This is a genomic window from Streptomyces melanogenes, from assembly GCF_014649795.1.
GTDB classification, from domain to species: Bacteria; Actinomycetota; Actinomycetes; order Streptomycetales; family Streptomycetaceae; genus Streptomyces; species Streptomyces noboritoensis.
This window is the reverse complement of record NZ_BMTS01000018.1, coordinates 100,891-127,877: the sequence shown is the minus strand read 5'-3', so window position 1 is coordinate 127,877 and position 26,987 is coordinate 100,891. Positions and strand designations below refer to the sequence as shown.

Genomic DNA, 26,987 nt, shown 5'->3' with positions numbered 1-26,987 from the left:
GGTGCTTTCGCGAATAACCCGCAGAATTGACTTCGCCGCGTGGCGTCAGCCGCGCGCGATTCTGTGGGCCACGGCGGGTGTGCTAACCCTCGGATTCCTCATCGGCCTGGAGATCACGGCGCGCCACTACGGCCTGCCGGGTCCGATCGCCAATCAGGCGCAGGAGGTGATATTCGCCCCCAAATCGGGGCCGCTGTTGTATGCCGGTATGGCGTTGACGATGGTGGTGCTCACCTGGCGGCAGCGCTTCATCGCGATCGGTGTGGCGCTCGGTATCGACGCCGTTATCCTGCTGCTGCGGTGGGCGCTCGATGCCAAGCTGGCCTTCGGCAATGGCGCGTTGTGGGTGATTTTGGGCTGTGCGGTCATCGCGATTACCCGCCGCACCGGCCGTGAGCGTGCGCTGCTGTTGAAGGGCGTCGGTCTCGGCCTGCTGCTGGTGGCCGGTCACAAGACGGGCGACACCTGGCTGCTCATCACGTCGAAGACCCGGCCGATGGTGCTCGACCAGTACGTGGCGACCGCCGACCACGCGCTGGGCAATCCGTCGTGGGTGGCGGGCCAGATCGTCGAGGCCAGCGGCCCCTTCGGCTCCCACCTGCTGCATGTCGTGTACAGCCAGCTTCCGCTGGCGGCGGCCCTCGTCGCGCTGTACCAGCTGCGCAAGGTGGCGGTCGAGCGCCGCTTCCCGGAACACCATCTGGTGCGCACCTTCCTGGTCATCGGGCTGCTCGGGCCGGCCATCTACATGATCTTCCCGGTGGTCGGACCGGTCTTCGCCTACGGCGACGGCGCCTTCGGTACCGGCGGCGGGCACTGGGTGGTGGCGGAGCTGTGGCCGAACACGCCGCCGCCGCTGAGCACGCACGCGATGCCGTACGACGAGATCACCCCGCGCAACTGCATGCCCAGCCTGCACACGGCGTGGGCCACCACGATCTTCATTCATTCCCGCAAGGGTTCACGGGGTGTGCGATACGCGGGCACGTTCTGGCTGGTCGCCACGCTCAGCGCGACGCTGGGATTCGGTTACCACTACGGCGCGGATCTCATTGCCGGTGTCGTGTTCGCGCTGACGATCGAGGCGGCGATGCGCGCGTTCAACCGTGGCTGGGACCGGTCGGCAATTCAGCTGGTCGCTTATGGCACGGTGGTCTTCTCCGTGCTCCTGGTGTCGTACCGCTATCTGCCGATGGAAATGGCCAAGCACCCGTGGGTGTTCGGACCGCTTCTCCTTCTGGCGTTGAGCTCGGTCGTCTACAACTATGTGCGGACCACCAAAACGTGGGAACCGCAGGCCGCGACCGCACGGAAACCGGAATTGCAGCCGCAGCCCGAAATGGCGTGATGTCGAGGACGGTCCGTTCGGCTGTGAGGCGTAGCCGAACGGACCGTCCTCGCCGGGTCGGCCGTGTGCTGTGCGCGTAAACAACCCGGCGGCGGGAAACCGAGCCGTGGAGCAGCGACACTGGAAGCCGAGGTGTCCGCTCTGCCCCGGCACCGAGCCCCGGGCCGCCGCGTCGGCGGTCGCCCGTAGCGGCCTGCGTGCGAGGAGGTTGCCATGTCGGCCAAGAAGGCGTTGGCGCGCTACCAGCAGCGACGCGACTTCGCCAAGACCGCCGAACCCCGAGGACGAGCGGCCCGGGAGCCCGCCGAGCAGCCCTCCTTTGTCGTGCAGATCCACGACGCGCGCAGCATGCACTTCGACTTCCGGCTGGAGGCCGACGGGGTCCTGAAGTCCTTCGCCGTTCCCAAGGGGCCGTCGAAGGACCCCCACGACCAGCGGTTCGCGACCCCGACCGAGGACCACCCGCTGGAGTACCGCGACTTCGAGGGCGTCATCCCCAAGGGTGAATACGGCGGCGGCACGGTGATCGTGTGGGACGAGGGCACCTACCGCAACCTCTCCTCCGGCCGCGACGGCCGGGAGATCCCCCTGACCCGAGCCCTGGAACAGGGCCACGCCTCGTTCAGCCTGCACGGCCGCAAACTGCACGGCGGCTACTCGCTCACCCGCTTCCGCACCGAGGAGGACGGGGAGCGCGAGGCGTGGCTCCTGGTCAAGCACACCGACGGACACGCCTCCACCGACGGAACGCCCGACCCGAGGCGGGCACGCTCGGCCCGTACCGGCCGGACGCTGGGGCAGGTGGAGACGGAGGCGGCAGGCCCTGAGACCGGATAAGACCGGCTGAGCCCGGAGCATCGTCGGCCGTGAACGGGGCACCCGGCGACCATGGACGGGTACGGTCGACCCCGCCCGATTGCGGAGCCGGTCGTGTCAACACAAGGTGAGATTACGTACGAGAACAATCACCCAGAGTGGTCGAGGAGTCGTCATGCCTCGTGGATCCAGCCCCAAGCGGGAACGTCAGTACGAGCACATCAAGGAGAGCGCCGAACAGCGCGGTGAGAGCACCAAGCGGGCCAAGGAGATCGCCGCCAGGACCGTGAACAAGGAGCGTGCCCGCTCCGGTGAGTCCAAGACCGCCAGCAAGAGCTCCACGCAGGACATGTCGTCCGCCAGGCGCGGTGGCCGGCGCTCGCACAGCGGCTCGCAGGGGCCGACGTACGACCAGCTCTACGCCGAGGCCCAGCGCCGCAACATCCACGGCCGCTCCGACATGAACAAGGCCCAGCTCAAGCGCGCACTCGGCGGCAAGTGACGGAACGGGCAGCGGTCACGGGTGAGCGGCCGCGCAAGCGGTGCGTGATCATCCGGTTCGCCGGGTATGGGGCTGGACGGAAGTGAGTCCTGTGTCCCAGGGAGCTGCCCATGTCCACCGACGCGATCGTGATGCTGAGGGAAGGCCACAAGGAGATCAGGCGGCTGATCCACTCCTATCGGGCCGAGCGGGATGCCCAGGTGATAGAGCCCTTCCTGCGCGCACTGACCGTGTACACGTACATCGAGCGGGAGGGCATGTATCCCCGCGTCGGCGTCCTCGTCCCGGAGACCGAGCCGGACATCCTGGGTTTCGCGGAGGAGCACCACATCGCCGACGTGCTGGCCGCCGAGCTGTACGAGATGCGCCGCGACGCCGTCGCCTTCGACGCCAAGGCGCGTCTGCTGATGGACATCGTCGAGCGGCACATGGACGCCGAGGACCAGCGGTGGTTCCCGCGTGTACGGGCCGCCGTCGGGCGCAAGGAGCTGCAGGAGATCGGCGCCTGGATGGCGACGCTCGCCGAGTGCGCGCCTCAGCACCCCCGACGCCCCTCGTCGCAGATGGTGTGGGACACCGTGGCCGCCTGACGGCCCCCGAGCGGAGTGCGTCGCCGAAGCCCGGCCGCTACGGGTTCTGGTTCGCGGGACGGGCCGGCGGCGCCTCGGCCGGGTGGGGCTGGTCGCGTCGACCCGCCAGCGCGGCCGAGAACCGCGCCCGGGCGACCGGGCCGACGAGGGCGACGGGCAGGGTGACGGCGGCGGCGATCGCGAACAGCGTGCCGAAGTGCTCGTCGTCCGCAAGCCCGCTCACCAGATACGTGCTGAGCGCGGCCCCGGTGTACACCGCGCAGGCCACCAACGAGGTGGCGATGCCACGTACCTGGGGCGGCGCGACCTCCGTGCCCCAGGTCTGCACGGTGGACTGGACCAGCGCGAAGGCGAGCCCGGACAGCACGCTGCCCACCAGCACGGTCACCATCGACTGGGCGGGCACGCAGACCAGATAGCCCACGCCGAGCAGCACGCTGCCGACGGCGAAGTGGGTCGCCGCCGACACGCGGTTGCCCAGGGTGCGCACGGCTACGCCGCCAGCCACCGCGGCCAGTCCGTAGCTGCCGGTGACGAGACCGGCGTACACGACGCTGTGCCCGCCCGACTGCAGCGCGGTGTTGAAGAAGTTGAAGAAGCCCAGCATGGCCGCGCCCTCGAAGACCGCGAACACCACGAGGAACCGGAACCAGCCGATGCGGAAGACCATGCCGAGCCGGGTCTTCACGCTCGTGCCGCTGGGTGCCGGGGCGGAGGCCTCCGGCAGACGGCCGAAGGCGAGGGCGAGCAGCGGCGAGCAGATCGCGACCAGCAGGATCGCCGCGCGCCAGCTCCACAGGTGGGTGAACACACCGGCGACCACGGTCGCGGCGGCCGTGCCGACCGCCCCGGCCGCCAGCACGCTCGCCACGGTCCGCTGCCGCTGGGCGAAGGGCAGCCGGTCGCCCACGTACGCCACCATCACCGGCAGCAGGGCGGCCGCCGACGCGCCCGCGAGCGCGCGTCCGAGGATGAGCACGCCCAGGTTGGGGGCCAGCGCGGACACCAGGTCGGCGACGCACATGGCGAACAGGGCCGCCCGCATGACCCGTACGCGCCCGTATACGTCGGAGATGAGCCCGTGCACAGGCTGCATCAGGCCGAACAGCAGCAGATAGACCGTGAGCGCGATCGTGACGTGGGAGACGCTGACGCCCAGGCCCTTGGACGCGGGCAGCAGCAGGGGCGTGATGACGATCCGGTCGAAGTTGCCGAGGAAGGACCCGGCGTAGACCAGCCGCATGTCCTGGGCGTCGTTGGCGTGCTTGTTCATCGTGTTCCCTCCGGCCCGGTGGCCTGCTGACGGGCCGCGGCTGCCCACGCCCCTGCCTCCATGACTGTCCGGAAGGCCGATTCATCAATGAAGCTGATAGTCAGAGACCCTGATGGGTCAGTATGGGACCGCCCGAAGGAATCGTCAACGCGGAGGAGGGGCCCTCGCGTGCATCAACTGGTGCACGCAAGAGCTCAGTTGGGGAAACGGGCGACCTGTCCGACTCGTCACGGGTGCGCGCCCGCTGTTGAAGGCTTGACGGGTGGCGGCGGCGTTGATGTTCTGTCCGAAAGACAGCCACTGCCGCTGTCGGATCCGAGGGGGGCCGGAGAAATGACGGTGAGCGGAGAACTCGGCGTTGGGGACCGGCCCTTGTTCGAAGGGCTTCAGCAGTGGCACGGCTTCCTGCTGCGCAAGGCCGCCCAGGCGGTCACGGAATGCGCCGAACGGAACCTGTGCCCCCTTCATGTGACGATGCGTCAATTCGGTGTCCTGAGCGTCGTCGCGGCCGAACCGGGGCTGAACCAGCGGGCCGTGGGCAACAAGCTCCGGATCGACCGCACGACCATCGTCGCCCTGGTCGACAAGCTGGAGGGGACGGGGCTGATGGAGCGCAGACGGGGCCCCGACCGCCGGACGTCGGCCCTGCACCTGACCGAACAGGGCATCGCACGCCTGCTGGAGGCGCAGGAGGTGCTGGCCGAAGTCCATCAGGAGTTCCTCGGCCCCCTGTCCGCCGAGGAGCGCGAGGCTCTACGGAATCTCCTGGTACGGCTCGTGGTGCGGCAGCCCGGCCTCTGACGGGGGCTCACCCGGGCGGTCGGTGGTGGCGCGACCGGCCCGGATCACGGTGGCGTACGCCTCGCGCTCGCCGGACGCGGTGGGGACGATGTGGATGACCCGCTCGGCCCGCTCGACGCGCAGCTCCGGCAGCTCGGCGGAGAGGCGCTCCGGAGTGAACATCCGCTCCGGGTCGGACGGGCCTTCGAGGCCCCTGCCGAGGTTGTCGAGATGGTGCCCCACGATGACCAGCCGCCCGCCGGGAGCCAGCGCTTTGGCCGCGCGCTCCAACAGGGCGGCCCGCAGCGGCGGTTCGGGGTGTACGTACGTGATGAGGGCGAGGCCGAAGGCGCCCTGCTGCGGCTCGTAGGAATCCAGATCCGCGAGGACGGTCGTCACGTCCAGCTCCTCGGCCGCGGCCTGTCGGCGGGTGCGCTCCAGGGCCGTCGCGGAGAAGTCCACGGCCGTCACCCGCCAACCGCGCCGGGCCAGCCACAGCGAATGGCGGCCGGCGCCCGCGCCGAGGTCGAGGGCCAGGCGTCCCGGCGCGTTCGGCCCGGCGGAGGTGTCCGGCGGTACGAGCGCGAGCTCCGCGACCGCCAGCGGATGGGGGGCGAGCGTCCAGCCGAGGTCGCCGTGGGTGTACCGACGGTCCCAGAACTCCGCCGAATCCGTCATCTGCGCTCGTACCTCCGCGTGTGGGGAAGAGCTCTGAGCAAGTCGACAGTGCAATAGATTATCACCGAGGCTGCCAAAGGAGGCGGCTCGTCCGTGGACGGGCCGAGGCATCGGTCGCCGGGAATGTCGCCGTCATGTCCCGCTCGTGCTACGCAATTCGTAGCGCCGTCTTCACGCCGATGGGGATTCGGGCATCATGTGGGCTCTCTCCGTCCGAGCCGGCGGGGTCGGCCCGTCCGGAAGGCCAAAGGGGTTGTGGGGTAAGGGTGTTCGAGGCGCTGGAGGCGGGGGACCCGCGTCAGGTGGGGCGCTACCGGATCGTGGCGCGACTGGGCGCGGGCGGGATGGGGCGGGTGTACCTGGGCCGCACGCCCGGCGGGCGTGCGGTGGCCGTGAAGGTGGTGCGTTCCGAGCTCGCGGAGGACGAGGAGTTCCGGCGCCGGTTCGCCCGTGAAGTGGCTGCGGCCCGGGCGGTGAACGGGGCCTTCACCGCAGGTGTGGTGGACGCCGATCCCGAGGGATCACCGGCGTGGCTGGCCACGGTGTACGTGCCGGGGCTGTCTCTGGGGGAGGCGGTGGCAGCACACGGGCCTTGGCCGCTGGAGCCGGTGCTGGCGCTGGCGGCGGGGCTGGCCGAAGGGCTGGAGGTCATCCACGCGGCCGGGGTGGTCCACCGTGACCTCAAGCCGTCGAACGTGCTCCTGGCCGCCGACGGGCCCCGGGTGATCGACTTCGGGATCTCGCTGGCGAGCGAGGCGAGCGTGCTGACCCAGACCGGTGTGATGCCCGGCACCCCCGGCTTCATGTCCCCTGAACAACTGACCGCCCGGCCGGTGGGACCGGCCTGTGACGTGTTCGCCCTGGGGGCGGTGCTCACGTTCACCGCCACCGGCGGAGGGCCGTTCGGCACCGGCTCGGCGCACGCGGTGAACTTCCGTACGGTCTACGAAGAACCCGACCTGACCGCACTGCCTACGGCCCTGCGAGCAGTGGTGGCACGGTGTCTGGCGAAGGACCCCGCAGAGCGGCCCAGCCCGGCCGAACTGCTGGACCAGCTGGCCGAGTCGGTTGGAGGCAACCGGGCCGTCCCGGTGGTGCTCACCGAGGCCGACTGGATGCCGGAGGCCGTCGCCCGGACCGTACAGCTGCGGACCACCACACCCTCGCCGCCGCCCCGCCCCGTGCTGGCGGGGACCTCCGACCCGGTGCCGCCCCGGCAGATCCCCGCGGAGCAGGACCACGCGGATGCTCAGCCGCGTAAGACGTCCCCCGAGACCACTCCTGTTGTCGGCCCCCGGGCATATGCGCACTCTCCCCGTCGAGTGCCCGAGCCCTCCACGGCCGCGGCCACCGGACCCACCGGAGTGTCCCGCAGGCGGGCTCTGCTCGGCCTCGCCGGGACCGTCACGGCGGGCGGACTGGGCTTCGCCGGTTGGTACTTCGTGAAGGGTGACGGACGCAAGCCCAGGTGGACGTCCGTCAGCGGTGGCTCCAACTACGGGACGCCGCTGGTGTTCGGCGGTGCGGTGTACGTGGGCGGCCGAGAAGCGTTTCTGTACGCGCTGGACGCCGCCACGGGCAGGCAGCGGTGGAAGTTCAGCACCGTCGAGGACGCCGATGTACCTTCGTCGCTGGCCATGTCCGGTGGGCTGGTGTACGCCTGCGGCGGCAAGCGGTTGTACGCGGTGGACATGGCCACCGGCGAGCAGCGGTGGAGTTTCCCGACCAGCGAGAAGGTGTATTCACCGGCGGCGACCGACGGGCTGGTCTACTTCAGCAGTGACGCGTACCTGTACGCGGTGAATGCCGCCGACGGCAAGCAGCGGTGGAAGTTCCGCACCGACGCCACGGCGTTCCGGGCCGCGCCGACGGTGGCCGACGGGGTGGTGTACGTCGGCAGGATCAGCGACGGGATGCTGTGCGCGCTGGACGCCGGCACCGGGGAGCAGCGGTGGAAATCCGACGTCGGAATCGTGTCCTGGGCGCAGCCTGTGGTGGCTGACGGCGTGGTGTACTGCACCACCTCCAGCGAGCGCCTCTTCGCGGTGGATGCCGCCGACGGCAAGCCGAAGTGGGATTTCGCCAGCGGCCGCGGTGGCCCGGTGGCGGTGTCCGGCGGGGTGGTCTACGTCGGCGGCGGCAAACTGCTGTACGCGTTGGACGCCGCCACGGGAAGCAAGCGGTGGGTCTTCCCCGTCGGCGGTGCCCTCTCCGCACCGGCGGTGGCCGACGGGGTGGTGTACGTCGCCACGGCCAGCGACGACAAGTACCTGTACGCGGTGGCTGCCGCGAGCGGCGAGCAGCGGTGGAGGTTCCCCACCCGCGACGCCGCGTCCACGCCGGTCGTGGCGAACGGTCTGGTCTACGTCAGCACCTTCGGGCGGCTGTACGCGGTGCCGGTATAGCCGCGGAGACGATACGGATGGTCAATCGGCCGGGCGAAGGTCGGCGACGAGGCGGAAGCGTTCCAGTACCACCAAGGTCGTGTCGTCCACGGTGAATTCCGGGTCTTCCAAGGCCGCGCGCATTTCGTCGCTGTGCCAGAACCCCTCGTGGTTCGCCCGCCACCCGGCGATGCTGGTGTCGCCTTCCCCCTCGTCCACCACGTGAGCGAAATCCACCTCCGCCAGCGGCACGACACGTACGCCGGTGACCTCGATGACCGCGACCGGGCGGTCGTCCGAGTCGACGACCACCGCGCGGCTCCCGATGGACGGCAGTGGCTCCCCTTCGTGCTCGTAGTCGATGACGAGCCCGGTCGTGGAGGTCTTGGAACCATCGAGGATGGCCGCGACGAGCTGGTCACGCAGCGGGCCCGGGAAGGCGAACTCGGTGCGGGGCAGCGAGGCGATGTCATCGGCTGAGACGGAGTCAGTGGTCATACGGTCACAGTAGCGAGCGGTTCGCTCCGACCGGCAGCGATTATCGGACGGTGATCACCACCTGGCAGTTTCCGCAGCCCACGATTTGAAGGTAGATAAAGCGGGAAAGTATAGCGTTGGGAAATGACATCACCCGTTATCTGGCGCAGATTTCCTCTCTTTGGCAGTTGTGTTCCGTCATTCCTGGAATGCGGCCCGGTTGCACGGCATGCCGGGCCCGAAAAAATGTGCGCGCGGATGTCGAATGAGTCAGTGCGGCCGCTGCCGACTTTGAGGATTTTGATGGCGTCCAGCCTGGCTTCTGTTGTTTGCGGCATCGGGTCCTTCCTGCCACCGCGCATCGTCGCGAACGGCGATCCACCGCTGTCGGAGCTGGACACCACCGCGGAGTGGATCCGCAGGCGGACGGGCATCGAGCGCAGGCGCTGGGTGGACCCGGGTACCAGCACGGGGGACTTGGCGGTGGAGGCGGGCCGGGCCGCTCTGCGCAGCGCGGGCGACCCGGTGGTTGATCTGGTGGTGTTGACGACGACAACCCCCGATCACCATTCGCCGGGGACGGCCCCCTGGGTTGCCGCGCGCCTGGGCCTCGGCACGGTCCCGGCCTTCGACATCGCCGCCGCGTGCTCCGGATTCACCTACGGCCTGGCCGTGGGCGACGCCTGGATCCGATCCGGGTCGGCGGACTGCGTCCTGGTCCTCGCGGCCGAGACGCTGTCGACGATCACCGATCCCGCCGACCGGATGACCGCCGTGGTCTTCGCCGACGGCGCCGGGGCGGCGGTCCTGCGCAGCGGTGGCCGGGACCAGCCCGGTGCCGTCCAGGCCGTCTGCCTCGGCAGTGACGGCACACAGAAGGACCTCGCCGTCGTCAACGCGGGCGGCTCGCGCCGACCCGATCCCGAAGGCGCCGCCGAACTGGCGGACCGCTGCCTGCAGATGCGCGGCCCCGACATGTTCGCCCACGCGGTACGCCGTATGACCGAGGTGTCCAGACTGCTGCTCGAAAGGCTGGAGTGGCCGGTCGACTCGGTCGGCGCGTTCATCGGCCACCAGGCCAACCAGCGCATCCTGGACAAGGTCGCCGACCTGGTGGGCGTGCCGGCCGCGAGCCGCTTCGCCAACATCCGCGAGGTCGGCAACACCTCCTCCGCCTCGATTCCCTTGGTCATGGACGACCTGGTCAGGACCGGCGCCGTTCGCTGCGGGAGCAGGACGCTGCTCACCGCGTTCGGCGGTGGCGCGGTGTGGGGCGCGGTCGGACTGACCTGGCCCGACATCAAACCCACGCCGTGAAGGAGCCCACCACCATGAGCCAGCCCGCCCAGCAGCCCCTCGACCACATCCGCACCTACCTGGCCTCCGCGTTCGGCCTCCCCGAGGCCGAACTCATCGGCGACCGCACCTTCGAGAGCCTGGAACTGGACTCCATCGCCCAGGTGGAGATGTTCGTGACGCTCTCCGACCACTACGGCATCCACCTGGACGACTCGCTCGCCAGCGGAGAGATGACACTGCGCCAGACCGCCGAGCTCATCACCGAGGCACTGGAGGGCGTCGACCGGCAACGGCAGGAAAGCGGCAGCGCCGTGCCGCAGGGCTGACAACCACGGCCGGGCCCCACGTCCCCCTGAGTCACCACACCCGATGCTCACCCCTTTCGTACGACTGTTGGAGAGCCGTGACCGAGGCGATCACCCGCACGTTGTCCCTGGACGGACTGTCCTTCTCCTACCAGGTGGTGCCCGCCGAGAACCCCCGGATCGACCCCGTCCTCGTCCGGTTCCGCCGTCGCCTGCCGCTGCGCGCAGCGCCGACCGGAGCGACTGGCCAAGCTGGCGCTCGGCGGGGTCCCCGTCCGTATCAGCGACAAGCTCATCAACCTGTGGAATCGCGGAGCCCAGCGGATGGCGAGCGGGGACGCCAAGGGTTTCGTCAATGTGCTGACGGAGATGTTCCTGTGCGGCGACTCGCGGGCCACGATCAGGAACCGCGACATCGTACGCCAGTTGGTGACGCGGATGACCCTGCGCGGTGTCACTGCCAGCGCCCACGGATTCGAGACGATGGAGCGGTCGGTCCTGGAGAACCTCGGCCCCGAAGGCGGCCTCCGGGACGTTCCGACCCTCGTCTTCTGCGGCGAGCACGACACCATCAGCTCCCTGGCGGAACAGCGCGAGTTCGCGGCGACCATCGAGCACTGCACGTTCGCCGCGATCGCCGAGGCGGATCACTGGGTGTTCATGCAACGCCGCGACGAGGCCAGCGACTTGGTGATGCGCTTCTTCACCGACCAGCCGCTGGAGGACCGCGACTACCTGGTGGAACCGGTGGCCGCTGTCGGAACTGCCGCCACCGCTGCCGTACGCGGCTGAGGGGCAGCCGCACCATGGCGCGCTGGACACGTCCCTACGGCACCGCACCACCCAGGAAGACGATCGGGGCAAGCATGACCCACACCATCGTGGCCGGACTCGGGTGCTGGCTGCCGCCCACCGTCGTGACCAACGCGGATCTGATGGCCCCCGAGATGGACGCCTTCGTACGGCGGCGCATCGGCATCGCGCAACGGCACCGCATCAGCGACGGAGCCGCCACCGTCCATCTGGCCACCGAAGCGGGCGCCCGCGCCCTCGCCTCCGCGCACGCCGAAGGCGTGGACGCGCTCATCCTGGCCACCACCACGCCCGACCGGCTCTGCCCGGCGGGCGCCCCCGAAGTGGCAAGCCGACTGGGCATGACCGGGATCGCCGCCTTCGACATCAACGCCGGTTGTTCCGGTTTCCTGTACGCCTGTGAGCTGGCCAAAGGGCTGATCGCGACGGGCACCGCCGCGTCCGTCCTGGTGATCGCCGCCGAAAGCACGTCCACGATGGTCAACCCGGCGGACTCCAGTACCGCGCCCATCTTCGGTGACGGCGCGGGTGCTGTCGTGCTGCGCGCGGCCCGTCCCGGCCAGGCGTCCACCCTCGGGCCGACCGTCTGGGGCAGTGACGGCACCCTCGCCGACGCCATCGCCATTCCCGCGGGCGGCTCCCGCCACCGCGCCGCGTCCCCCGCCTCCGACGGGAACGACCTCTATCTGCACATGCGCGGCACCGAAGTGCTGCGCAACGCGGTGCGCCGGATGAAAGCGGCCGCGACCGGGGCGGCAGCGGCCGTCGGCTGGGACCTGTCGGACGTCGACGTGCTCATCGCCCACCAGGCCAACGCCACGATCACCACCGCGCTGGCGGCGGCGCTGCCCTTTCCGCTCGCCCGTATGCCCTCCAACATCGAGACGATCGGAAACACCGCCGCGGCTTCCGTACCGATCCTGCTCGCGCAGGCGGCCGGGGACGGGACGGTCAAAGAGGGGCAGCGCCTGGTGATGGTGGCGTTCGGCACCGATCCTGCTCGCGCAGGCGGCCGGGGACGGGACGGTCAAAGAGGGGCAGCGCCTGGTGATGGTGGCGTTCGGCAGCGGCCTGTCCTGGGCGGCGACCACCGCCATCTGGCCCCAGGGTGTCACTCCTTGTCTGTGAAACCGCCGAGACGACCGCAGAAAGCGCGCCAAACGTCCGCTCGTCCAACTGACCGCCCCCGAACCGTTCGTTACGTACACAGAGAAGCCATGAGCCCCATGCTGCGGATCGTCATCGACACCCTGACGCAGAAAGCCGGACTCCCCGCCGCCCCGGTCACACCCACCGCCACGCTCACTCAAGCGGGCGTGGACTCCATGGCCATCGCCGTCCTGGCCATGGTCCTTGAGGACGACCACGGTGTGGTGATCACCGAAACAGACCTCTCCGGGAACTCCACCATCGCTGACCTGGCCGCTCTCATCGAGCGTCACCAGGCGGCCAACGCGTGACGCACCTCGCGGCAGGACCAGCTCTGCCCGACACTGATAGCGCTGTCCACACCTTCGACGAGACCGAGACCGACATCCGTGATCACGAGATCGCCTGGGCCTCGGCGCACTACCCCTGCAGGGTGGTCACCCCGCGCGCGCCGACCGAGGGCGAACCCCTGCTCGTACTCGGCGGCGGCCTGCAAAGTCGGCACTCCTGGGCTCGGCTGGAACGCCACCTCGCCCCCCACCGGCCGCTCCTGATCCCCGACCTGCCGCCCGCCCGCTCACCCGGGCAAGCCCGTGCCAGCCTCACCTGGGACGACCTCACCGCCGCCGCCCTGAGCGCGGTCGACCAGCTGTCCGTCCCCCGTTTCGCTGTCCTCGCCGTCTCCTCCGGCTATCCCATCGGCTACCGGCTCGCCCAACGGCACCCCGACCGCGTCACCCGGCTGATGCTCTTCGGGGCCGCCCGGCACCCCAGCCCCCGACTCGCCGCGCTCATCCACGAAGGCCTGCGCCGCGAAGCCGCGCCCCCGCACGCCGACTCGCCCGCGAGGCGCCGACACACCGCAGCCGAACTGGTCAACGTCCTGACCAACACCCAGGCCGCCGAACACCACCTGCTCATCAGAGCCGCCGCGCGCGTCATGCTCGACCAACTCACGGCGTCCCCTCACGACCCCCTGGTGCGTTACGTCTTCGACCGTGGCTTCCTGCTGCTGCGCGACCCGCTCCCCGCAGGGGGTATCACCGGTGTCCCCGCCCTCGTAGGCGTGGGCGAGCATGACACGGCCACCACCGTCGAGGACAACCGTGCCGTCGCGGCCACCATCGCCGACGCCACCTTCCTCGTGATGAGGAACGCCGACCACCTGCTGCACCTGGAACGCGACGCCGACTTCGCCGCCGTCCTCACGCGTTTCCTGCACGGCGCACCCCTGGACGACCTGCCGGACTGCACCGCCGAGATCATCCCGTGAGGTGTGCGCTCCCCAGTGGTCGCGCGACTTCTTCGAGGATGGCCGCGGTGCCGTCCTGTTGCCGGACGGCTCGGCTGATGCGGTCGGTGCGCAGGCGATAGCGGTCGTCGGTCAGGAGCTGTTCGAGGGCGAGGGTGAGGTTCGCGCCGGTGAGCCGCTGATGGGGGATCACGGTGGGAGTGAGACCCAGGGCATGGAGCCGGGAGGCCCAGAAGGGCTGGTCCATGGCGACGGGGATGGGCAGGGCGGGTGTGGCGGCTTGGAGGCAGGCGTGGGTCGTACCCGCTCCCGCGTGGTGGACCGCGGCCCGTATCCGGGGGAAGAGCCAGTCGTGCGGGCAGTCGCGGATGTTGAGGACGTCGTCGCCGTGGCTCTGCAACTCGGCCCAACCACCTTGGACGACGGCGCGGATCCCGAGGCGTTGGACGACCCCGGTGATGGCGTGGGCGAGGTGGTCCTGGTTGATGCCGCGCATGCTTCCGAAGCCGAAGTAGACCGGGGCGGGGCCGGATTCGAGGAACTCCTGAAGTCGTGCATCGGGCTGCCAATCTATGGCGCGTCGGGGGCGCCAGGCGCCGACCACCTGGTGGGAGGCGGGGAGCCGCAGGCGCCGGGGCAGCAGCGGTGCGCCGAATCCGTAGCGGACGGAGTGTCGCGAGGTGGGCAGCGTCATGTCTTCGACGGCGCTGGGTGTGAGGCCGAGTTCCCGTCGCAGATGGGCGGCTCCCGGCTTGTAGATCGGGCTGAGGATCATCCTGACCACGGAGTCGGCGAGGCGATAGCGACGACGGGGATTTCCCGCCAGGAGCCGAGGGAGCATCATCGCGTGCGAGACGGTGTACGTACCGATGCACGGCACTCCCAGTCCGCGGCCGATGAGGGCGGCTTGGGGGTGCAGGAGAGGATGAGCGAGCAGGAAATCGGTCCCCTCGCTCGCGGCCTCCAGCAGGCACCGCGCCGCGACCGTCGCCATCTCCCGGGCGTTGTTTGTGCGTGCACGCCGAGTCGGCACCTGCCCGATCGCCGCCTCGTACTGGTCAAGGGGCATGGCATGGACGCCAAGCCCGTGCTGACGGAAGGTGTCCGCATAGCGGTTGGACGTGACGACGGTGACGTCGTGCCCCGCGTCCTTGAGGCCGGTGGCCAGTCCTGTGTAGGGGGCGATGTCACCGGTCGTACCCCAGGTGGCCAGGAGGACACGACGCCGGGTGAGCGGGGACTCGGGCTCCACGGTTTGGGACCTCCGGGTGTTCCGTTGCTCGGGCTGCGAAGGGGAGATGCCGTGCACCACAGGAGTGCACGGCATCTCTAACGCTCCCGGACCAGGGGCGTCACGTTCTTCTGCGCCGCACGGCGGGGGCGGCTGCGGTCAGCCCAGAAAGCGCTCGACGGCCTCGCGGGCCCGGGCATTGGAGGCCGCGGCGTCGGCCAGACAGCGGGCCAGCGCATCGATCCACTCGTCCAAGTCCACGTGGCGCCGCGAGAGCACGATGCCCCGCACCTCGTGGCAGATCTCCCCGGTCACCCGGCCTCGGTCCATCCGCAACGAGAGCCGCTGCTCCCCGAGCGCGACGTCCAGTTCGGCGACCGAGCCCTCGCGCCCCGTCACCCGTTCCGCGACGGAACGCCTGCGCGTGACCCGTACAGCGCCGGGCGGCAGCGAGTCCGCCAGGCTCGCCGACAGCACGTTGGCGTAGAGGTTCAGGTCGGCGCTGTCCCGGCGCAGTGCCGCGGCCAGCAGCGCCACTTCCCTCTCCGGCATCGAATCAGGCGCCGAGTCAGGCATCGAGGCTCAACACCATGGTCGGACGCTCGATGACGTGGTCGTCGCGGAGCGGGCGCACGGCTGTTCCGATGGCGAAGAACTCGGTGGTGTGCGCGCCCCAGTTGTGCGAGTGCTGTCTCAGCTGGACAGCCACGATCCCCTCGGCCTCCAGGGCGTTCCCCTCGGCCTGCATACGGCTCATCGCCAGCTCGCGGGCGTCGTAGAGTGCCTGGGTGAAGGGTTCGATCTCGACGTTGCGGCCCGTGTTGCTCAGCACTTGAGCGAGGCGCTGGTGGGCCACGTGGTAGACACACGAGCCCATGACCATGTCCAGCGGCGCGTATCCGGCCCGGATCAGCGTCCAGAAATCCTGGCCGGACAGGTCCGAGGTGAACGGCTTGCCCTTGTTGTTGAGCCAGGTCCCGCCCGGCCCCGGGTCCGCGCCGTCCGCCTTCACCGCCGTGCCGATCGCGATGAACTCGGCGATGTCCGAGCCGAACTCCTTGAACTCGATGTCCAGCCGCACCCCCACGATCCCGTCCGCTCCCAGAGCGCTCGCCTCCGCTTCCATCCGGCTCATCGCGAGCTCGCGCGCGTGGTACATGGCCTGGGACAGTTTGGTCAGCTCCTGGTTCTTCGACCACCGGCCGAGCTGGAGGCCGACATGGTAGACGGAGGATCCGAGGACCAGGCCGAGCGGGCGGAAGCCGACCTCACGTACCAGCAGGAACTCGTTCACCGTCAGGTCCGAGGTGAAGAGCGAGCCTTTTTCCCCCGGCTGGAGCTGCGCAAGCCGCCGCATCGCATCCTCGGGCACACCCTCCGCGGTCGGCTGTGCGGCCCTCCCCATCGGTTCCTGCCCCGTTCGCTCGGTCATGTCAGTGCTCGCGCTCCAGTCTCATGATGGTCAGTGGTCCGGGCCCGGCGGGCCGCTCGGAGCGGTCGAACCGGGCGATGGAGGTGCCGACGAGGACCGCCTCCGCGGTGAGGTCGCGCGAGTAGCCGTACGTAGGGCACTCGCTCTCGCGCACCCTCAACTCCACGTCGTCCACCACCACTCCGTCGCCGCCGTGCTTCGCCGCGTCGAGGGCGAGCTGTCTGCGGGCGTCCTGGCGGACGAAGCTGATCAGCTGGGTATGGCCGTCGACCTCCTGGTTCCCGGCGGTCCAGCGGATCCGGCGGGAGGTGCGCCAGTCGTCGTGCCGGATCTCCAGGGCGATACCGAAGGCCAGTCCGGTGGGAATCCATCCGCCGTGCACGAGCTTGGCGAAGTCCTGGCCGCTCAGGTGCGAGGTGAACGGCAGGCGCGGCCGGACGCGCGAGCGGGCCCGAACCGCCGTGCCCAGCGCGGTGAACTCCGTACCCCCGGACGGGAATTCACCGACCCGCAGCTTCACCCCGACGACCCCGTCGCCGCCGAGCGCACGGCACTCGGCCACCGCACGGTCGAGTGCCAGCCTGCGCCCGGTGTACATCGCCCGCACCAACTGCGAGAACGACGACGTCCAAGCCGACGACGGCGGCACCTTCCTGCCGTCCGCCACCGACCACGCACCCGGGCACCCCCAGACACCGGTGGACCCGATGGTGAAGACGGCGGTACCGAGCACTTGCCCGACCGGCTCGAACCCGGCCCCTCTGATCGCCGCGAACTCCTCGGACGACAGCGCCGAGCCCCAGGCGCCGCCGCTCCGGGGCGTTGCCGTCCCGCCGGCGGCGCCTCCCGGCAGACCGACGTCACGTTGGTGCGTCATCGACTCCCGTGCCCTCGACCTCGCGGATCACCAAGTGGATCACCTGTTCAGTCGGCAGCGTATGTCATGGGAGGGATCAGCGAAACGGTGGTCAGAGACGCCAATGGGTTTGCGTGGACCGGCTCTTGGGTGGGAGTGCGTGGGGGTGCTCCTGACCCCGCTGCGGCGCGCAAGGGGCAGATGAGCCGCCAGAGCAGGAGATCCACCGTACGACGACGCTACGGTGAACCCGTGACCGCGAGCCGTGAATCCTGGGAGCCGACCGGCGCAGGAGTTCTGCGCCTTCCGTCCGGGCGGCTGGTGCGAGGTCGTGGGCTGCGTAGGCCGCTTCCGGACGGGCCAACGCCCTCGTACGCCGTCTATCTGCTTGGCAAGCCTCCGCCCGATGTCCCCTGGCATTTCGCGTGGCTGCGCTGGCCGGACTTCTGGCTGCCCGGGGACCGTGGCCAGGCCGCGAAGGTGTTCCGCGAGGCGTGGGAGCGTGCGGGACGCGAGCGCGTCGAGGTCGCGTGTGGTGGCGGGCGGGGGCGTACCGGCACCGCCCTTGCCTGTCTCGCCGTCCTTGACGGGGTGCCTGCCGAGGATGCCGTGGACTTCGTACGGCGGAACTACGACCGGCACGCTGTCGAGACGCCCTGGCAGCGCCGGTACGTGCGCCGCTTCGGCGGGTGACGGGCAGCCGTGGGTGCCGCCTCCGGCTGGAGTTGCCTACGTCCCGCACCCGTGTGAATCCTGGACGCAGCAGAGGGAAGCCCCCATCGACTGGGCCGGAACGCAGCGACCGGCCGGAAAGCGGTTCTGGAGCATGAAGGCAATCGCGCTTGAATCGTACGGAGCCGCCGACGACCTGCGACTGGTCGAGCTGCCCGATCCCAAGGTCGCGCCCGGTGAGGTCCTCGTCCGGGTGAAGGCGGCCGGGGTCAATCCGGTCGACTGGAAGCTCGCCGCCGGTTACCTGGACCCGATCATGGAAGTCCGCTTCCCGCTGATCTCCGGCTGGGACGTGGCCGGTGTGGTGGAACGGGTCGGTCTGGACGCCACCGAGTTCGCGGTGGGGGACGAGGTCTTCGGATACGTACGCAAGGACTGGGCGCAGAACGGCACGTACGCGGAGCTCGTCGCCGCGCCCGTGCGCACCCTGGCCAGGAAGCCCGCCGCGCTGAGCTGGGAGGAGGCCGCCGGAGCGCCGCTCGCGGGGCTCACCGCCTACCAGACGATCAAGCGGGTCGGTCTGGTCAAGGGCGAGACCGTGCTGATCCACGCCGCGGCCGGCGGCGTCGGCTCGCTCGGCGTGCAGATCGCCGTCGCGCTCGGCGCCCGGGTGATCGGCACGGCCAGTGAACGCAACCACGACTTCCTCCGCGAGCTGGGCGCGGAGCCGGTCACCTACGGGGACGGGCTCGCCGACCGCGTACGGAACCTGGCGCCCGACGGCGTCGACGCGGCCCTCGACTTCATCGGCGAGGGCGCGGTCGACGTCTCGCAGCAGCTGCTCCGCGAGCGCGACCGGGTCGCGTCCATCACCGACGGGGCGGCCACGGCCAAGGGCGGCCACTATGTCTGGGTGCGGCCCGACGCCGATGGTCTGGCGGCGCTCGCCGCGCTCGCGGACGCGGGCAAGCTGACGGTGCCCGTGGAACACGCGCTGCCGCTGGCCGAGACCGCCGAAGCGTGGCGCCTGAGCCAGGCGGGCCGCACGCGAGGGAAGATCGTCCTGACCGTCTAGCCCCCCTGGGAGGCGGCACGCGGGCCCGGCTGAGGGCCCGTGCCTACAAGGCGGAGTGCGTCAGCCAGTGGTCGAACAGCTGCCGGTCTCCGTCGATCGTCAGACGCTGTGGCGGCAGGCGTCGCATCAGTACCAACAGCAGGTCCTGCATCGGACCCGTCGCGGTGACGTCCGCCGTTCCCGGGCCCCGCCGCCATGACACCCCCGTCGGCGTGCGCGTGATCACCCACCCTTCGACCGACTCCTCGCGCGCCCGCAGCCCGATCGAGCCCGCACCCCGCAGCGAAGCCACCGCGGGCTTCAGCGTCGCCATGACCGGTGCGGACAGCAGCTCCAGGAGCTGGGTCACGGCGTCGGCCGCCAGGTCGGGTTCGACGGCGTACGGCACGCCCGCCAGCAACGCGGCATCGGCTGCGTGCACGGCTGTGTCGTGGGTGGCTTGGCGTAGCCAGAACGACGCCGGTGCCGGCCCGGCCACCGTCCAGACCGGGGCGTCGGGGCCGACCTCCCGTACGGCCGTGACCAGCTCCGAGGCGCCCGCGAGGAGCCAGGCCCGCCAGTCCTGCGGAGGCCGTGCTTCGTGCGGGTCGGGGACGGCGCCGGGCGGGCCCCCGCGTACGATTCCCGCCGCCCAGCGCGGCGCCTGCCCGAGGTGTCCGACGAGGACCCGGAGCCGCCACTGCGGGCACGTCGGTACGAAGGCGTCCCAGTCCGTGCCGTCCACGGCATCGGCGAACGCCGCGGTCTGTGCGAGCAGGCCCGAGGCCAGCCGCTCGATATGAGGCTGCGTCATGCGGCGTAGGGTAGGAACTCCACCCCGGTGGAGGTTCAAGTGCGCGAGGACACCCTGTCCATCGGTGAGCTCTCCGAGCGAACCGGCGTGCCCGTACGCACGATCCGCTTCTACTGCGACGAGGGTTTCCTGGAGCCGGTCCGCAGCACAGGCGGGCACCGCCGTTTCCGTGCGGAGGCGGTCCAGCGGTTGACGCTGTTGCGTCGGCTGCGCGCACTCGGGCTCGGACTGGCGACGATCGACTCCGTACTCAGCGGCCGGCGATCCGTCGCCGAAGCCGCCGCGCAGGAACGCGCCAAGGTAGAAGCCGAGTTGGGGGCACTGGCCTGGCGCCGCGCCTCGCTGCGCGCGGTCGAGCAAGCCGCACCGGCCGAACGGGAAACGAGGCTGGAACTGCTGGCCGCGGTCGCCGACGGCGGGGCGGCCCGGCACACCCTTGAGGCGTTCTGGAGCCGTGTGGCCCTGCCCTCGATGCCCGAGGACGGCGCCGCCATGGTCATCTCGGCCGGCGTTCCCGAGCTGCCGGGCGACCCTGACCCCGAGCAGGTGGTCGCCTACGCCACGCTCGTCGCCATCGTGCAGGACCATCGGCTGCGGCAGCAGTTCTGGGCACGCACCCGTACGGGCGAGGAGTTCATCGCGTATCGGAATGCCTTGCTCGAAGGGGGAGTTGGCGAGGTGTGCGAGCTCGCGCGCCCACTCGTGCGGGCGGGGCGGCGGCCGGGTCCCGGACCCTTGCTCGACCGGTTCGTCGACGTGCACGCGGCCACCCGAGGCACACGCGACAGCCCCGCGTTCCGGCGCGCCCTGGCACGTACCGGGGCCGTCGACCGGAGTCCCGGTCTGCACCGGTACTGGGAGCTCGTCGGGGACATCACGGGCGAGGACGTCACCGTCGGCAAGGCACACGCCTGGCTGCTGGACTCGCTCCATGGTGCGGTCACGCCACGGTGAATCCGATCATGCATCGTGCGCGGGGGCGAAGCGGCAAGACGCCTTCCGGGAAGGCAACTCGACTCCACCTCGCCCCTCGTGCTCGACGATGGCTCTTCGCTCAGGTGGCGGATCCGGCCGCGGCGCCTGTCTTGCGGTCGGGGCCCCAGCGCTTGAGTGATTCTTCGAGGTCGAGCGGGCCGGGGCGGGACTCCTCGGCTCCGGTCGGCCAGTCCTCGCGGGGCACCCGCCACATGATCTCGAACTCGTTGCCGTCGGGGTCCTTGGCGTAGAGGGACTTCGACACGCCGTGGTTCGTGGAGCCGACCATGGCGCCGCGCTTGTTGATCTTGTCGGCGACGGCGACCAGCTCGCCGAGGGTGCCCACCTCCCAGGCCAGGTGGTAGAGGCCGACGCGGCCGCGCTCGGGGCCGGGCGCGTCCGGTCCGACCGAGAAGAGACCGAGGTCGTGGTCGTTGAGCGTGTCCTCGGCGCTGAGGAACGCGGCGCGGCCGGGGATGTCGACGTCGAGCTTGAAGCCGAAGACGTCGGTGTAGAACTCGACGGCTCGTGCGACGTCACGCACGTAGAGCACCGCGTGGTTGAGGCGGCGTACAGGCATGGAGTTCTCCCAGGGCGGCGAAGGGTGAGGCGGTGGCCTCGCTTTCGACGATAAAACAATGTGAGACTTCAAGTAAATCCCCTCGGGTCTGTGTGTCTTTCGTCATGGTGTGTGATCGTCAGGAATCCTGCCCGTATCTGCCCGACGCACCCCGCGTCCCGTCAGGGCGAGCCCGCGCGGGCGGTCGTCGGGGTGAGTGAACTGGACGGCACCGTCACGTCGGCCGAGGCTGATGTTTGTGAAGGCGTAGCCGATCCGCACAGGCCCGGGTTCCCGGCCGGACAGCCGCGCCGCGACGACATCGGCGACGCCCGGCCCATGGGTAGAGCGGCCTGACAGGACATGCGGCTCGGTGCCCAGCCCACGGAGATCCCGGCGCCGCCCCGGACGGTTCGGCGGCTGTGCATCGCTGTCAGGGCGCGGAGGCGGCCACCGTCACCGCCCAGGCGATGTACAGGACGTTCACCACGAGCCGAGCCACCGCTCCGACCGGCCGCTCCAGCAGCCGGGGCCGGTCCGGCCGCGCCCGGACCAGTGCGTCCCCGTGGGACACCAGGTAACAGGTGATCAGGGCGACGGCGGCCCAGCCCCCGGCCTGCCTGCCGCCCGGAACCAGCACCAGCGCACCCGCCACGACCTCAGCCGCCCCACTACCGGCCACCAGGAGCCGCTCCGGGCCGAGCCATGTGGGAACCGGCGCGCGGAAGTAGCTGGGGGACAGGAAGTGCATGACTCCCGTAACGATCAGGAACACCGCCAAGCGACGGAAGCGATAGCGTGCATGGCACGATGATCCGTTCACCTCGTGCCTGGGTGCTTGAACAAAACGATCGCCGCACCGTCTTCGCGACCGGCCCCGAGGCGACGATGTTCGCCGAGTCCCGCCCGTTCCACGTCGCCCAACACCGGCTGCCCGCCTGGAAGGCCGTGCTGCCGATCGGCGGCCACGCCGAACTCCTCCAGCCGGGAGGGTATTTGGTGGCGGCACCGGGGTTGGTCGTGCCGCCGCAGCTCGCCCACGCCTGCGCGGCGACCTCGCCCTACCTCGCCCTGCTCATCGACTCCTGGCGGCTGCCACCGTGCCCGGGTCCGGTACAGCTCAGCCCCGGCGAGGTCCGCCGCCTGCTCGCCGCGCTCGGCACCATGGATGCCGAAGGCCCCGACATCGGCGCGGACCTGGGCGCCGGATACGCCGAACTGCGTACACTCACCGGGCGCCCGTCCCCGCTCGATCCGAGAGTCGCCCACGCCGTCGACCTGTGTACCTTGCGCGATCCGGACCTGTCCATCACCTGCATTGCCGCCGAGGTCGGCCTCTCGGCCCCGCGGCTGCGCGCCCTGGTCCGCCAGGACGTGGGCATCGCCCTCGCCCGCCTGCGCCGGTGGGGCCGACTGCGCACCGCGATCGCCGATCTCCGGGACTCGACGGCGGCTCTGGCCGCAGCTACCGCGGGCTTCGCCGACCAGGCCCATCTCACCCGTACGGCACGGGACTTCACCGGGCGCACGCCCGCCTCCCTGAAGCACCGGCGGCGCCCGGACGGCGGAGCCGGGGCCGCGGCCCCGGCCTGAGCTCAGCCGCGCAGTGGCCTGGGCAGACGTACGTACGTCACCGTCGTCTCGATGCCGCTGTCCACCAGTCGGCCGTGCGTGTCGAAGGCCCCGGGGCCGTCCGTCATGCCGAAGTCGTTGTCGTTGATGAGCGCGAGGGTGTCCCGGCCCGTCAGCGCGATGCCCTCGATCTTGCCGGGTACGCCCGCGACCTTGTTGAAGTCGACCACGAGCGTCTTGCGCAGCACCGGCGCACCGGCCGTGGCCGGGTCCTCCACCTGCTCGTACGAAGGAGAGGTCGTCGGGTCGTCCCAGGCGCTGCCCAGCATGCCCCGGCCGCGCGGCAGTGTGACCCGGTGGATGCGGGAGGCCTTGTCGGTGCGCTCCTGCACCAGCAGCCGGTCACCGCCGATCGCCACCAGCGAGGAGATCTTGAGCTCGGAGGTGTTGTGCTCGCCCGGATCGACCACGTCCACGGCGTCGAAGCGGTAGGCGTACTCGGCCGTCACCGCGCGCTTCTTCGGCGAGAAGCGCAGCAGACGCGCGTTGCGGGACTTCTCACCGGCGGCCGTGTCCGGCACGGACAGCGGGCTCTGCACCGCCAGGACGAGGTCGCCGCCCGGGAGTTGGGCCAGCCCCTCGAAGCCCCGGTTGGTCTTGCGCTTGAGCAGAATGGTGGGCAGCGACTCCACCACGGGGTAGTCGGCTCCCTGGAGGTTCAGCCCCTTGGGGACGTACCGCGTGAGCACCTTTCCCCGGGCGGAGACGTGCACGAGCGAGGGCCCGTACTCGTCGGCGAGCCAGAACGTGCCGTCCGCCGCCCGCACGATGCCCTCGGTGTCCAGACCGTTCGGGTCGTACGAGAGCGGGGTCTTCGCGTCGTACGTGTACGGGGCCTCGTCGCGTGAAGCCTGGTTGGGCAGTCCCGTGACGGGCCTGCCGGAGCGCGTGGTGATCGCGATCGCCTTGAGCACCTGCACGCGGCCGCCGGACACCCGGACCTTGACGATCGCCGGATCGAAACCGGGTACGGGGAAGGTGCGGCGCTTCGTGCCGTCCACCTTGATCTGGCCGTTGGGACCCCGGTCGGTCACCGTCCAGAACTCGCCCTTGCGGCCGGCGGGGTAGAGGTCGCTGCCGATCCCGCCGAGGTCGATGCCTCGGTCGTCGGCGACCGAACCGGGCAGGAGGCTGTTGCTGAACTCACCGAGCGGAGTGTCCGCGAGGGTGGCCGTGCCCTCGACATACGGACTCTGTGTTTTGTCACCTTCGGGGCCCGGAGCACCGGCTGCGGTCCCGGCCACGCCGATCGCCGCGAGCAGGGCGATGGGCAGGCCCACGGCCAGGGAACGTCGTACGGTGCGCTGGGTGTGCGCGTGCGATGCCATCGGGGCCTCCTGGCCGACAAGTCATGTGACAGTGGCCAAGCTGACCGTTTCGTACGAACGTGATGGGACGTCAGGGTGAACTCCATCCGACGCGCGGCCATCGCCCTTGGGGGAGCGAGTGGTGGAGTGTTCCCGAAGGTTTGCCCCGGCCGGGTGGCGGCAGAGCATCCGACCGGGGACCGTGACGCCGGCAGCGAGGTTGTGGTCAGGTGGTGTAGCCGCCGTCCACGGCCAGGGAAGTGCCGGTGATGTAACGGCCGCCGGGGCCCGCCAGATAGGCGACCGCGTCGGCGATGTCCTCCGCCTCGCCGTAGCGGCCCAGGGCGGTGAGGGAGCGCTGGTAGGCGGCGGTTTCACCGTCGGCCGGGTTCATGTCGGTGTCGATGGGGCCCGGGTCCACGATGGTGGCGGTGATCCCGCGCGGTCCCAGCTCGCGGGCAAGTCCCTTGGTCAGCCCGATGAGCGCGGACTTGGCCGTCGCCTGTAGGACGAAGTTCGCGCCGGGAACACGCCCGTTGAAGCACGACCCGATGCTGATGATCCTCCCCCCGTCGCCCATGTGCCGGGCGGCGGCCTGGGCGGCCAGGAACACCGACCGGACGTCCACGGCGAGCACCCGGTCCAGTTCCTCGGCGGACACCTCCTCCAGCGGGCCGTAGGTGAGGAAGCCCGCGTTGTTCACCAGGATGTCGAGGCGGCCCAACTCCCGTACCGTCTGCTGCACTGCCGCCGCCGCGGCCGTCGGATGGGTCAGGTCGGCCTGGATGACCACAGCCCTGCCGCCGTCGGCCTCGATCTGCTTGGCCACCTCCAGCGCTTGGTCCGCTGCCTGGACGTAGGTCAGCGCGACCGCCGCCCCCGCGTCGGCCAACCGCTTCGCTATCGCCGCGCCGATCCCACGGCTGCCGCCGGTCACCAGGGCCACCTTGCCGGTCAACTCACTCATGGTTGTTCCTCCGTATGCGACGCCGACGTGCTTGCGATGTCGGCATGCTAGAAGTTGACACCGGTGTCAGGTTCAAGTCGTCGTCCTGCGAGGTGGGAGACGCTGGTCCGCGTAATGATCAAGACTGTGCGTTGGCGCTGGGGTGGACGGCTCGTACGCGGCCGCAGCCGGACGCCCCGAGGTCGTGTCCGTGGAACCTTCATGCGTCTGGGGTGACTCCTCCACGGTGGTGAAGGTGGCTCTCGGCATGAGCAGCCGTCGGGTCAAGCCCTCGGACATCGACCTCGATCACTTCGCCGCCGAAGTGGCCGGTATCCGCGACGAGGTCCGGGTGGTCGGCTGACCCGGCGTGGCTTGAACGTCAGGCCGTTCGTAGGTGCCTTCGGGTTCTCTGGGGCGGGGTGTGGAGGACGCTGAGGTGGGCACCGGCCGACTCGCCGCCGATCAGCAGCCGTTTCGGTACCGAACTCGGCTGCGGCGTTCTTCACCAGCCATCAGGCAGCCGCCTCGCAGTCGTCGGGCCCGGCGGGGAAGGGGTGTTCCGGCGCGAGGCGGTACTCCACGCTCACCACGGCCAGCCGCGCCTGCTCGGCGAGCCGCTGGAGCCGCTCGTCCTGGCCGTCCGCCGACCCGAACACCCAGCCGCCGCTGTGGATGTGCAGATACACGCCGTCGACGTGCTCCGGCACGAAGACCCGTACCTTCACACCGCCCTCGACCACACGGCCCCGGTCGTGCGGCAGCCTTACCGGGCGTGTGTCACCGCCGAGCCGGTTGCGCCGCAGGAGCGCCAACGTGGCTGCGCTCGGGGCCTGTCCGCGAGCTGGGCGGGTCCCGCGCCCCGACGGTGTGGTTGGGTGATACGAGGGCCACCGGTCAACTTCTTTGTGTCATCTGCCAGTACGGCGGTCGGCCGGGCGCGGAGGAGACTTCCTGCCACAGCCGCGATCCGGCGGGCCCCAGGGTCCGCAGCGCCGTCGTGGCCGCGTACAGGATGAAGCACACGAGGGGACGGCACATGAGCGTGCAGCAGTACGACCAGATCGGCGAGGCCTTCGAGGGGTTCAAGTCCCTGCCGTTGATGCGTTTCGGGGAGGTGCCGAGCTTCCTGGCCCTGGTCGGGGACGTGAGCGGCAAGTCGGTGCTCGACCTGGCGTGCGGCACCGGTTTCTACAGCAGGGAGTTCAAGCGGCGCGGTGCCGCCGATGTCTTCGGTGTGGACATCTCCGTCGAGATGATCGCCGCCGCGCGGGAGATCGAGCAGCGTGACCCGCTGGGTGTGCGTTACGAGGTCGGTGACGTGGCCGAACTGGAGACGCTCGACCGGCACTTCGACATCGCGTTGGGCGTGCAGTGCCTCAACTACGCCGAGGACATCGCGACGATGGAGCGGATGTGCCGTAACATCCACCGGAACCTGGCGCCGGGCGGGGAGTTCTTCGTACTCGCCCAGAATCCGGATTACCGGTTCGACTGTCCGTCCCTGGACAAGTACGGCTTCCTCTGCGAGCCGACCGGCGAGGAGATCGAGACGGGTACGCGGGTGCGGGTCACGGCTCTCCTCGAACCGCAGCCGATCACCATCGTCAGCAGTGCCCCGCGCAGCGAGGTCTACGAGGAGTGCCTGCGGGCGGCCGGTTTCGGTGACGTCGAGTGGGTTCCGCTGACGGTGTCCGAAGCCGGCATCCGTGAGTTCGGCGAGGACTTCTGGGCGGACGCCCTCGCGCACCCGCCGCTGGCGATGCTGCGCTGCCGTGCCTGACCGGCAGGCCGGCCGGAGCTTGGAGTACGGGTTCGCGCTGACCGGCGAGGCGGCACGGCC

General features: G+C 70.3%; 28 protein-coding genes and 1 pseudogene. 16 read left to right on the top strand and 13 right to left on the bottom strand.

All coding sequences use genetic code 11. From position 1 onward, the window contains the following. The first annotated feature begins 1 nt into the window (after position 1). The 4 genes from IE252_RS31950 to IE252_RS31935 all read left to right on the top strand — a co-directional run bounded on the left by IE252_RS31950 (position 2) and on the right by IE252_RS31935 (position 3,256). Complete coding sequence (locus tag IE252_RS31950; protein ID WP_229848917.1) at positions 2-1,348, top strand: phosphatase PAP2 family protein; 1,347 nt, start codon at positions 2-4, stop codon at positions 1,346-1,348. Positions 1,349-1,561: 213 nt separating this feature from the next. Then, the gene (locus IE252_RS31945; protein WP_190092918.1) at positions 1,562-2,185 is read left to right on the top strand and encodes a DNA polymerase ligase N-terminal domain-containing protein; all 624 of its coding nucleotides are present in this window, start codon (positions 1,562-1,564) and stop codon (positions 2,183-2,185) included. A 154-nt stretch (positions 2,186-2,339) separates the two neighbouring features. Beyond that, positions 2,340-2,666: a plasmid stabilization protein gene (locus IE252_RS31940; protein ID WP_190092917.1), complete on the top strand. Its 327-nt coding sequence runs from the start codon at positions 2,340-2,342 to the stop codon at positions 2,664-2,666. Between the two features lie 110 nt (positions 2,667-2,776). Continuing rightward, positions 2,777-3,256 carry a hemerythrin domain-containing protein gene (locus IE252_RS31935; protein ID WP_190092916.1) on the top strand — a complete coding sequence of 160 codons (480 nt, stop codon included), beginning with the start codon at positions 2,777-2,779 and terminating at the stop codon, positions 3,254-3,256. A gap of 37 nt (positions 3,257-3,293) precedes the next feature. Here IE252_RS31935 and IE252_RS31930 read toward each other — a convergent pair whose 3' ends face one another. Next, positions 3,294-4,529, bottom strand: coding sequence for an MFS transporter (locus tag IE252_RS31930; protein WP_190092915.1), 1,236 nt, complete (start codon positions 4,527-4,529; stop codon positions 3,294-3,296). 372 nt (positions 4,530-4,901) lie between these two features. Here IE252_RS31930 and IE252_RS31925 point away from each other — a divergent pair, with 372 nt between their 5' ends. Then, positions 4,902-5,330 (top strand): MarR family winged helix-turn-helix transcriptional regulator, encoded by a 429-nt coding sequence (locus IE252_RS31925; RefSeq protein WP_190092914.1) that lies wholly within the window; start codon positions 4,902-4,904, stop codon positions 5,328-5,330. Here the strand turns inward: IE252_RS31925 and IE252_RS31920 are convergent. Beyond that, positions 5,283-5,987, bottom strand: a complete 705-nt coding sequence (locus tag IE252_RS31920; protein WP_190092913.1) for a class I SAM-dependent methyltransferase — start codon at positions 5,985-5,987, stop codon at positions 5,283-5,285. The genes IE252_RS31925 and IE252_RS31920 overlap by 48 nt on opposite strands. A gap of 266 nt (positions 5,988-6,253) precedes the next feature. Here IE252_RS31920 and IE252_RS31915 point away from each other — a divergent pair, with 266 nt between their 5' ends. After that, complete coding sequence (locus IE252_RS31915) at positions 6,254-8,392, top strand: serine/threonine-protein kinase (protein ID WP_190092912.1); 2,139 nt, start codon at positions 6,254-6,256, stop codon at positions 8,390-8,392. A gap of 21 nt (positions 8,393-8,413) precedes the next feature. Here the strand turns inward: IE252_RS31915 and IE252_RS31910 are convergent, their stop codons facing one another. Continuing rightward, positions 8,414-8,869, bottom strand: coding sequence for an ASCH domain-containing protein (locus tag IE252_RS31910; protein ID WP_190092911.1), 456 nt, complete (start codon positions 8,867-8,869; stop codon positions 8,414-8,416). Between the two features lie 282 nt (positions 8,870-9,151). Between IE252_RS31910 and IE252_RS31905 the strand changes: the two genes are divergently transcribed. The 5 genes and pseudogenes from IE252_RS31905 (at position 9,152) to IE252_RS31880 (ending at position 13,687) form a co-directional block, all read left to right on the top strand. Continuing rightward, positions 9,152-10,165 carry a beta-ketoacyl-ACP synthase 3 gene (locus IE252_RS31905; RefSeq protein WP_190092910.1) on the top strand — a complete coding sequence of 338 codons (1,014 nt, stop codon included), beginning with the start codon at positions 9,152-9,154 and terminating at the stop codon, positions 10,163-10,165. A 14-nt stretch (positions 10,166-10,179) separates the two neighbouring features. After that, positions 10,180-10,473 (top strand): acyl carrier protein, encoded by a 294-nt coding sequence (locus tag IE252_RS31900; protein ID WP_190092909.1) that lies wholly within the window; start codon positions 10,180-10,182, stop codon positions 10,471-10,473. Positions 10,474-10,656: 183 nt separating this feature from the next. Continuing rightward, positions 10,657-11,244, top strand: a pseudogene (locus tag IE252_RS31895) (alpha/beta fold hydrolase); the annotation flags it as partial. Between the two features lie 74 nt (positions 11,245-11,318). Then, the gene (locus IE252_RS44545; RefSeq protein WP_444545963.1) at positions 11,319-12,725 is read left to right on the top strand and encodes a beta-ketoacyl-ACP synthase 3; all 1,407 of its coding nucleotides are present in this window, start codon (positions 11,319-11,321) and stop codon (positions 12,723-12,725) included. Beyond that, positions 12,722-13,687 (top strand): alpha/beta fold hydrolase, encoded by a 966-nt coding sequence (locus IE252_RS31880; protein ID WP_190092907.1) that lies wholly within the window; start codon positions 12,722-12,724, stop codon positions 13,685-13,687. Before IE252_RS44545 ends, IE252_RS31880 begins: the two co-directional genes overlap by 4 nt. Here IE252_RS31880 and IE252_RS31875 read toward each other — a convergent pair. The 4 genes from IE252_RS31875 to IE252_RS31860 all read right to left on the bottom strand — a co-directional run bounded on the left by IE252_RS31875 (position 13,677) and on the right by IE252_RS31860 (position 17,206). Further along, a complete protein-coding gene (locus tag IE252_RS31875) occupies positions 13,677-14,918 on the bottom strand; it encodes a glycosyltransferase (RefSeq protein WP_190092906.1) in 1,242 nt (413 codons plus the stop codon). The genes IE252_RS31880 and IE252_RS31875 overlap by 11 nt on opposite strands. Positions 14,919-15,056: 138 nt before the next feature. Further along, positions 15,057-15,449, bottom strand: coding sequence for a hypothetical protein (locus IE252_RS31870; protein ID WP_229848916.1), 393 nt, complete (start codon positions 15,447-15,449; stop codon positions 15,057-15,059). A gap of 16 nt (positions 15,450-15,465) precedes the next feature. Beyond that, positions 15,466-16,329, bottom strand: coding sequence for a heavy metal-binding domain-containing protein (locus IE252_RS31865; RefSeq protein WP_229848915.1), 864 nt, complete (start codon positions 16,327-16,329; stop codon positions 15,466-15,468). Between the two features lies 1 nt (position 16,330). Next, positions 16,331-17,206, bottom strand: a complete 876-nt coding sequence (locus IE252_RS31860; RefSeq protein WP_190092904.1) for a heavy metal-binding domain-containing protein — start codon at positions 17,204-17,206, stop codon at positions 16,331-16,333. 231 nt (positions 17,207-17,437) lie between these two features. Here IE252_RS31860 and IE252_RS31855 point away from each other — a divergent pair, with 231 nt between their 5' ends. Together IE252_RS31855 and IE252_RS31850 are read left to right on the top strand one after the other, a co-directional pair. Next, the gene (locus IE252_RS31855; RefSeq protein ID WP_190092903.1) at positions 17,438-17,878 is read left to right on the top strand and encodes a protein-tyrosine phosphatase family protein; all 441 of its coding nucleotides are present in this window, start codon (positions 17,438-17,440) and stop codon (positions 17,876-17,878) included. A gap of 133 nt (positions 17,879-18,011) precedes the next feature. Then, positions 18,012-18,932 carry an NADP-dependent oxidoreductase gene (locus IE252_RS31850; RefSeq protein WP_190092902.1) on the top strand — a complete coding sequence of 307 codons (921 nt, stop codon included), beginning with the start codon at positions 18,012-18,014 and terminating at the stop codon, positions 18,930-18,932. Between the two features lie 43 nt (positions 18,933-18,975). Here IE252_RS31850 and IE252_RS31845 read toward each other — a convergent pair whose 3' ends face one another. Beyond that, on the bottom strand, positions 18,976-19,725 hold the full coding sequence (locus tag IE252_RS31845) for a maleylpyruvate isomerase family mycothiol-dependent enzyme (protein WP_229848914.1): 750 nt from the start codon (positions 19,723-19,725) through the stop codon (positions 18,976-18,978). Positions 19,726-19,764: 39 nt separating this feature from the next. Between IE252_RS31845 and IE252_RS31840 the strand changes: the two genes are divergently transcribed. Next, positions 19,765-20,679, top strand: a complete 915-nt coding sequence (locus tag IE252_RS31840; RefSeq protein ID WP_190092901.1) for a MerR family transcriptional regulator — start codon at positions 19,765-19,767, stop codon at positions 20,677-20,679. Positions 20,680-20,779: 100 nt separating this feature from the next. Here IE252_RS31840 and IE252_RS31835 read toward each other — a convergent pair whose 3' ends face one another. Both IE252_RS31835 and IE252_RS31830 read right to left on the bottom strand, forming a co-directional pair. Next, complete coding sequence (locus tag IE252_RS31835) at positions 20,780-21,280, bottom strand: VOC family protein (protein ID WP_190092900.1); 501 nt, start codon at positions 21,278-21,280, stop codon at positions 20,780-20,782. A gap of 412 nt (positions 21,281-21,692) precedes the next feature. Next, a complete protein-coding gene (locus IE252_RS31830; RefSeq protein WP_506417297.1) occupies positions 21,693-22,034 on the bottom strand; it encodes a DoxX-related protein in 342 nt (113 codons plus the stop codon). Between the two features lie 59 nt (positions 22,035-22,093). On the opposite strand from IE252_RS31830, the gene IE252_RS43460 reads away from it, so the two are divergent. Beyond that, positions 22,094-22,852, top strand: coding sequence for a helix-turn-helix domain-containing protein (locus IE252_RS43460; RefSeq protein WP_229848913.1), 759 nt, complete (start codon positions 22,094-22,096; stop codon positions 22,850-22,852). A gap of 2 nt (positions 22,853-22,854) precedes the next feature. On the opposite strand, the gene IE252_RS31820 is transcribed toward IE252_RS43460, so the two are convergent. From IE252_RS31820 to IE252_RS31810, 3 genes are all read right to left on the bottom strand, one after another. Then, positions 22,855-24,219: an esterase-like activity of phytase family protein gene (locus IE252_RS31820; protein ID WP_190092898.1), complete on the bottom strand. Its 1,365-nt coding sequence runs from the start codon at positions 24,217-24,219 to the stop codon at positions 22,855-22,857. Positions 24,220-24,424: 205 nt separating this feature from the next. Next, positions 24,425-25,165, bottom strand: coding sequence for an SDR family NAD(P)-dependent oxidoreductase (locus tag IE252_RS31815; RefSeq protein ID WP_190092897.1), 741 nt, complete (start codon positions 25,163-25,165; stop codon positions 24,425-24,427). A 494-nt stretch (positions 25,166-25,659) separates the two neighbouring features. Next, the gene (locus tag IE252_RS31810; RefSeq protein ID WP_373298650.1) at positions 25,660-25,959 is read right to left on the bottom strand and encodes an alpha/beta hydrolase; all 300 of its coding nucleotides are present in this window, start codon (positions 25,957-25,959) and stop codon (positions 25,660-25,662) included. A gap of 224 nt (positions 25,960-26,183) precedes the next feature. On the opposite strand from IE252_RS31810, the gene IE252_RS31805 reads away from it, so the two are divergent. Further along, entirely contained in the window at positions 26,184-26,927 is a 744-nt protein-coding gene (locus IE252_RS31805; RefSeq protein WP_190092896.1) for a class I SAM-dependent methyltransferase, read from the top strand. Positions 26,928-26,987: the final 60 nt, after the last annotated feature.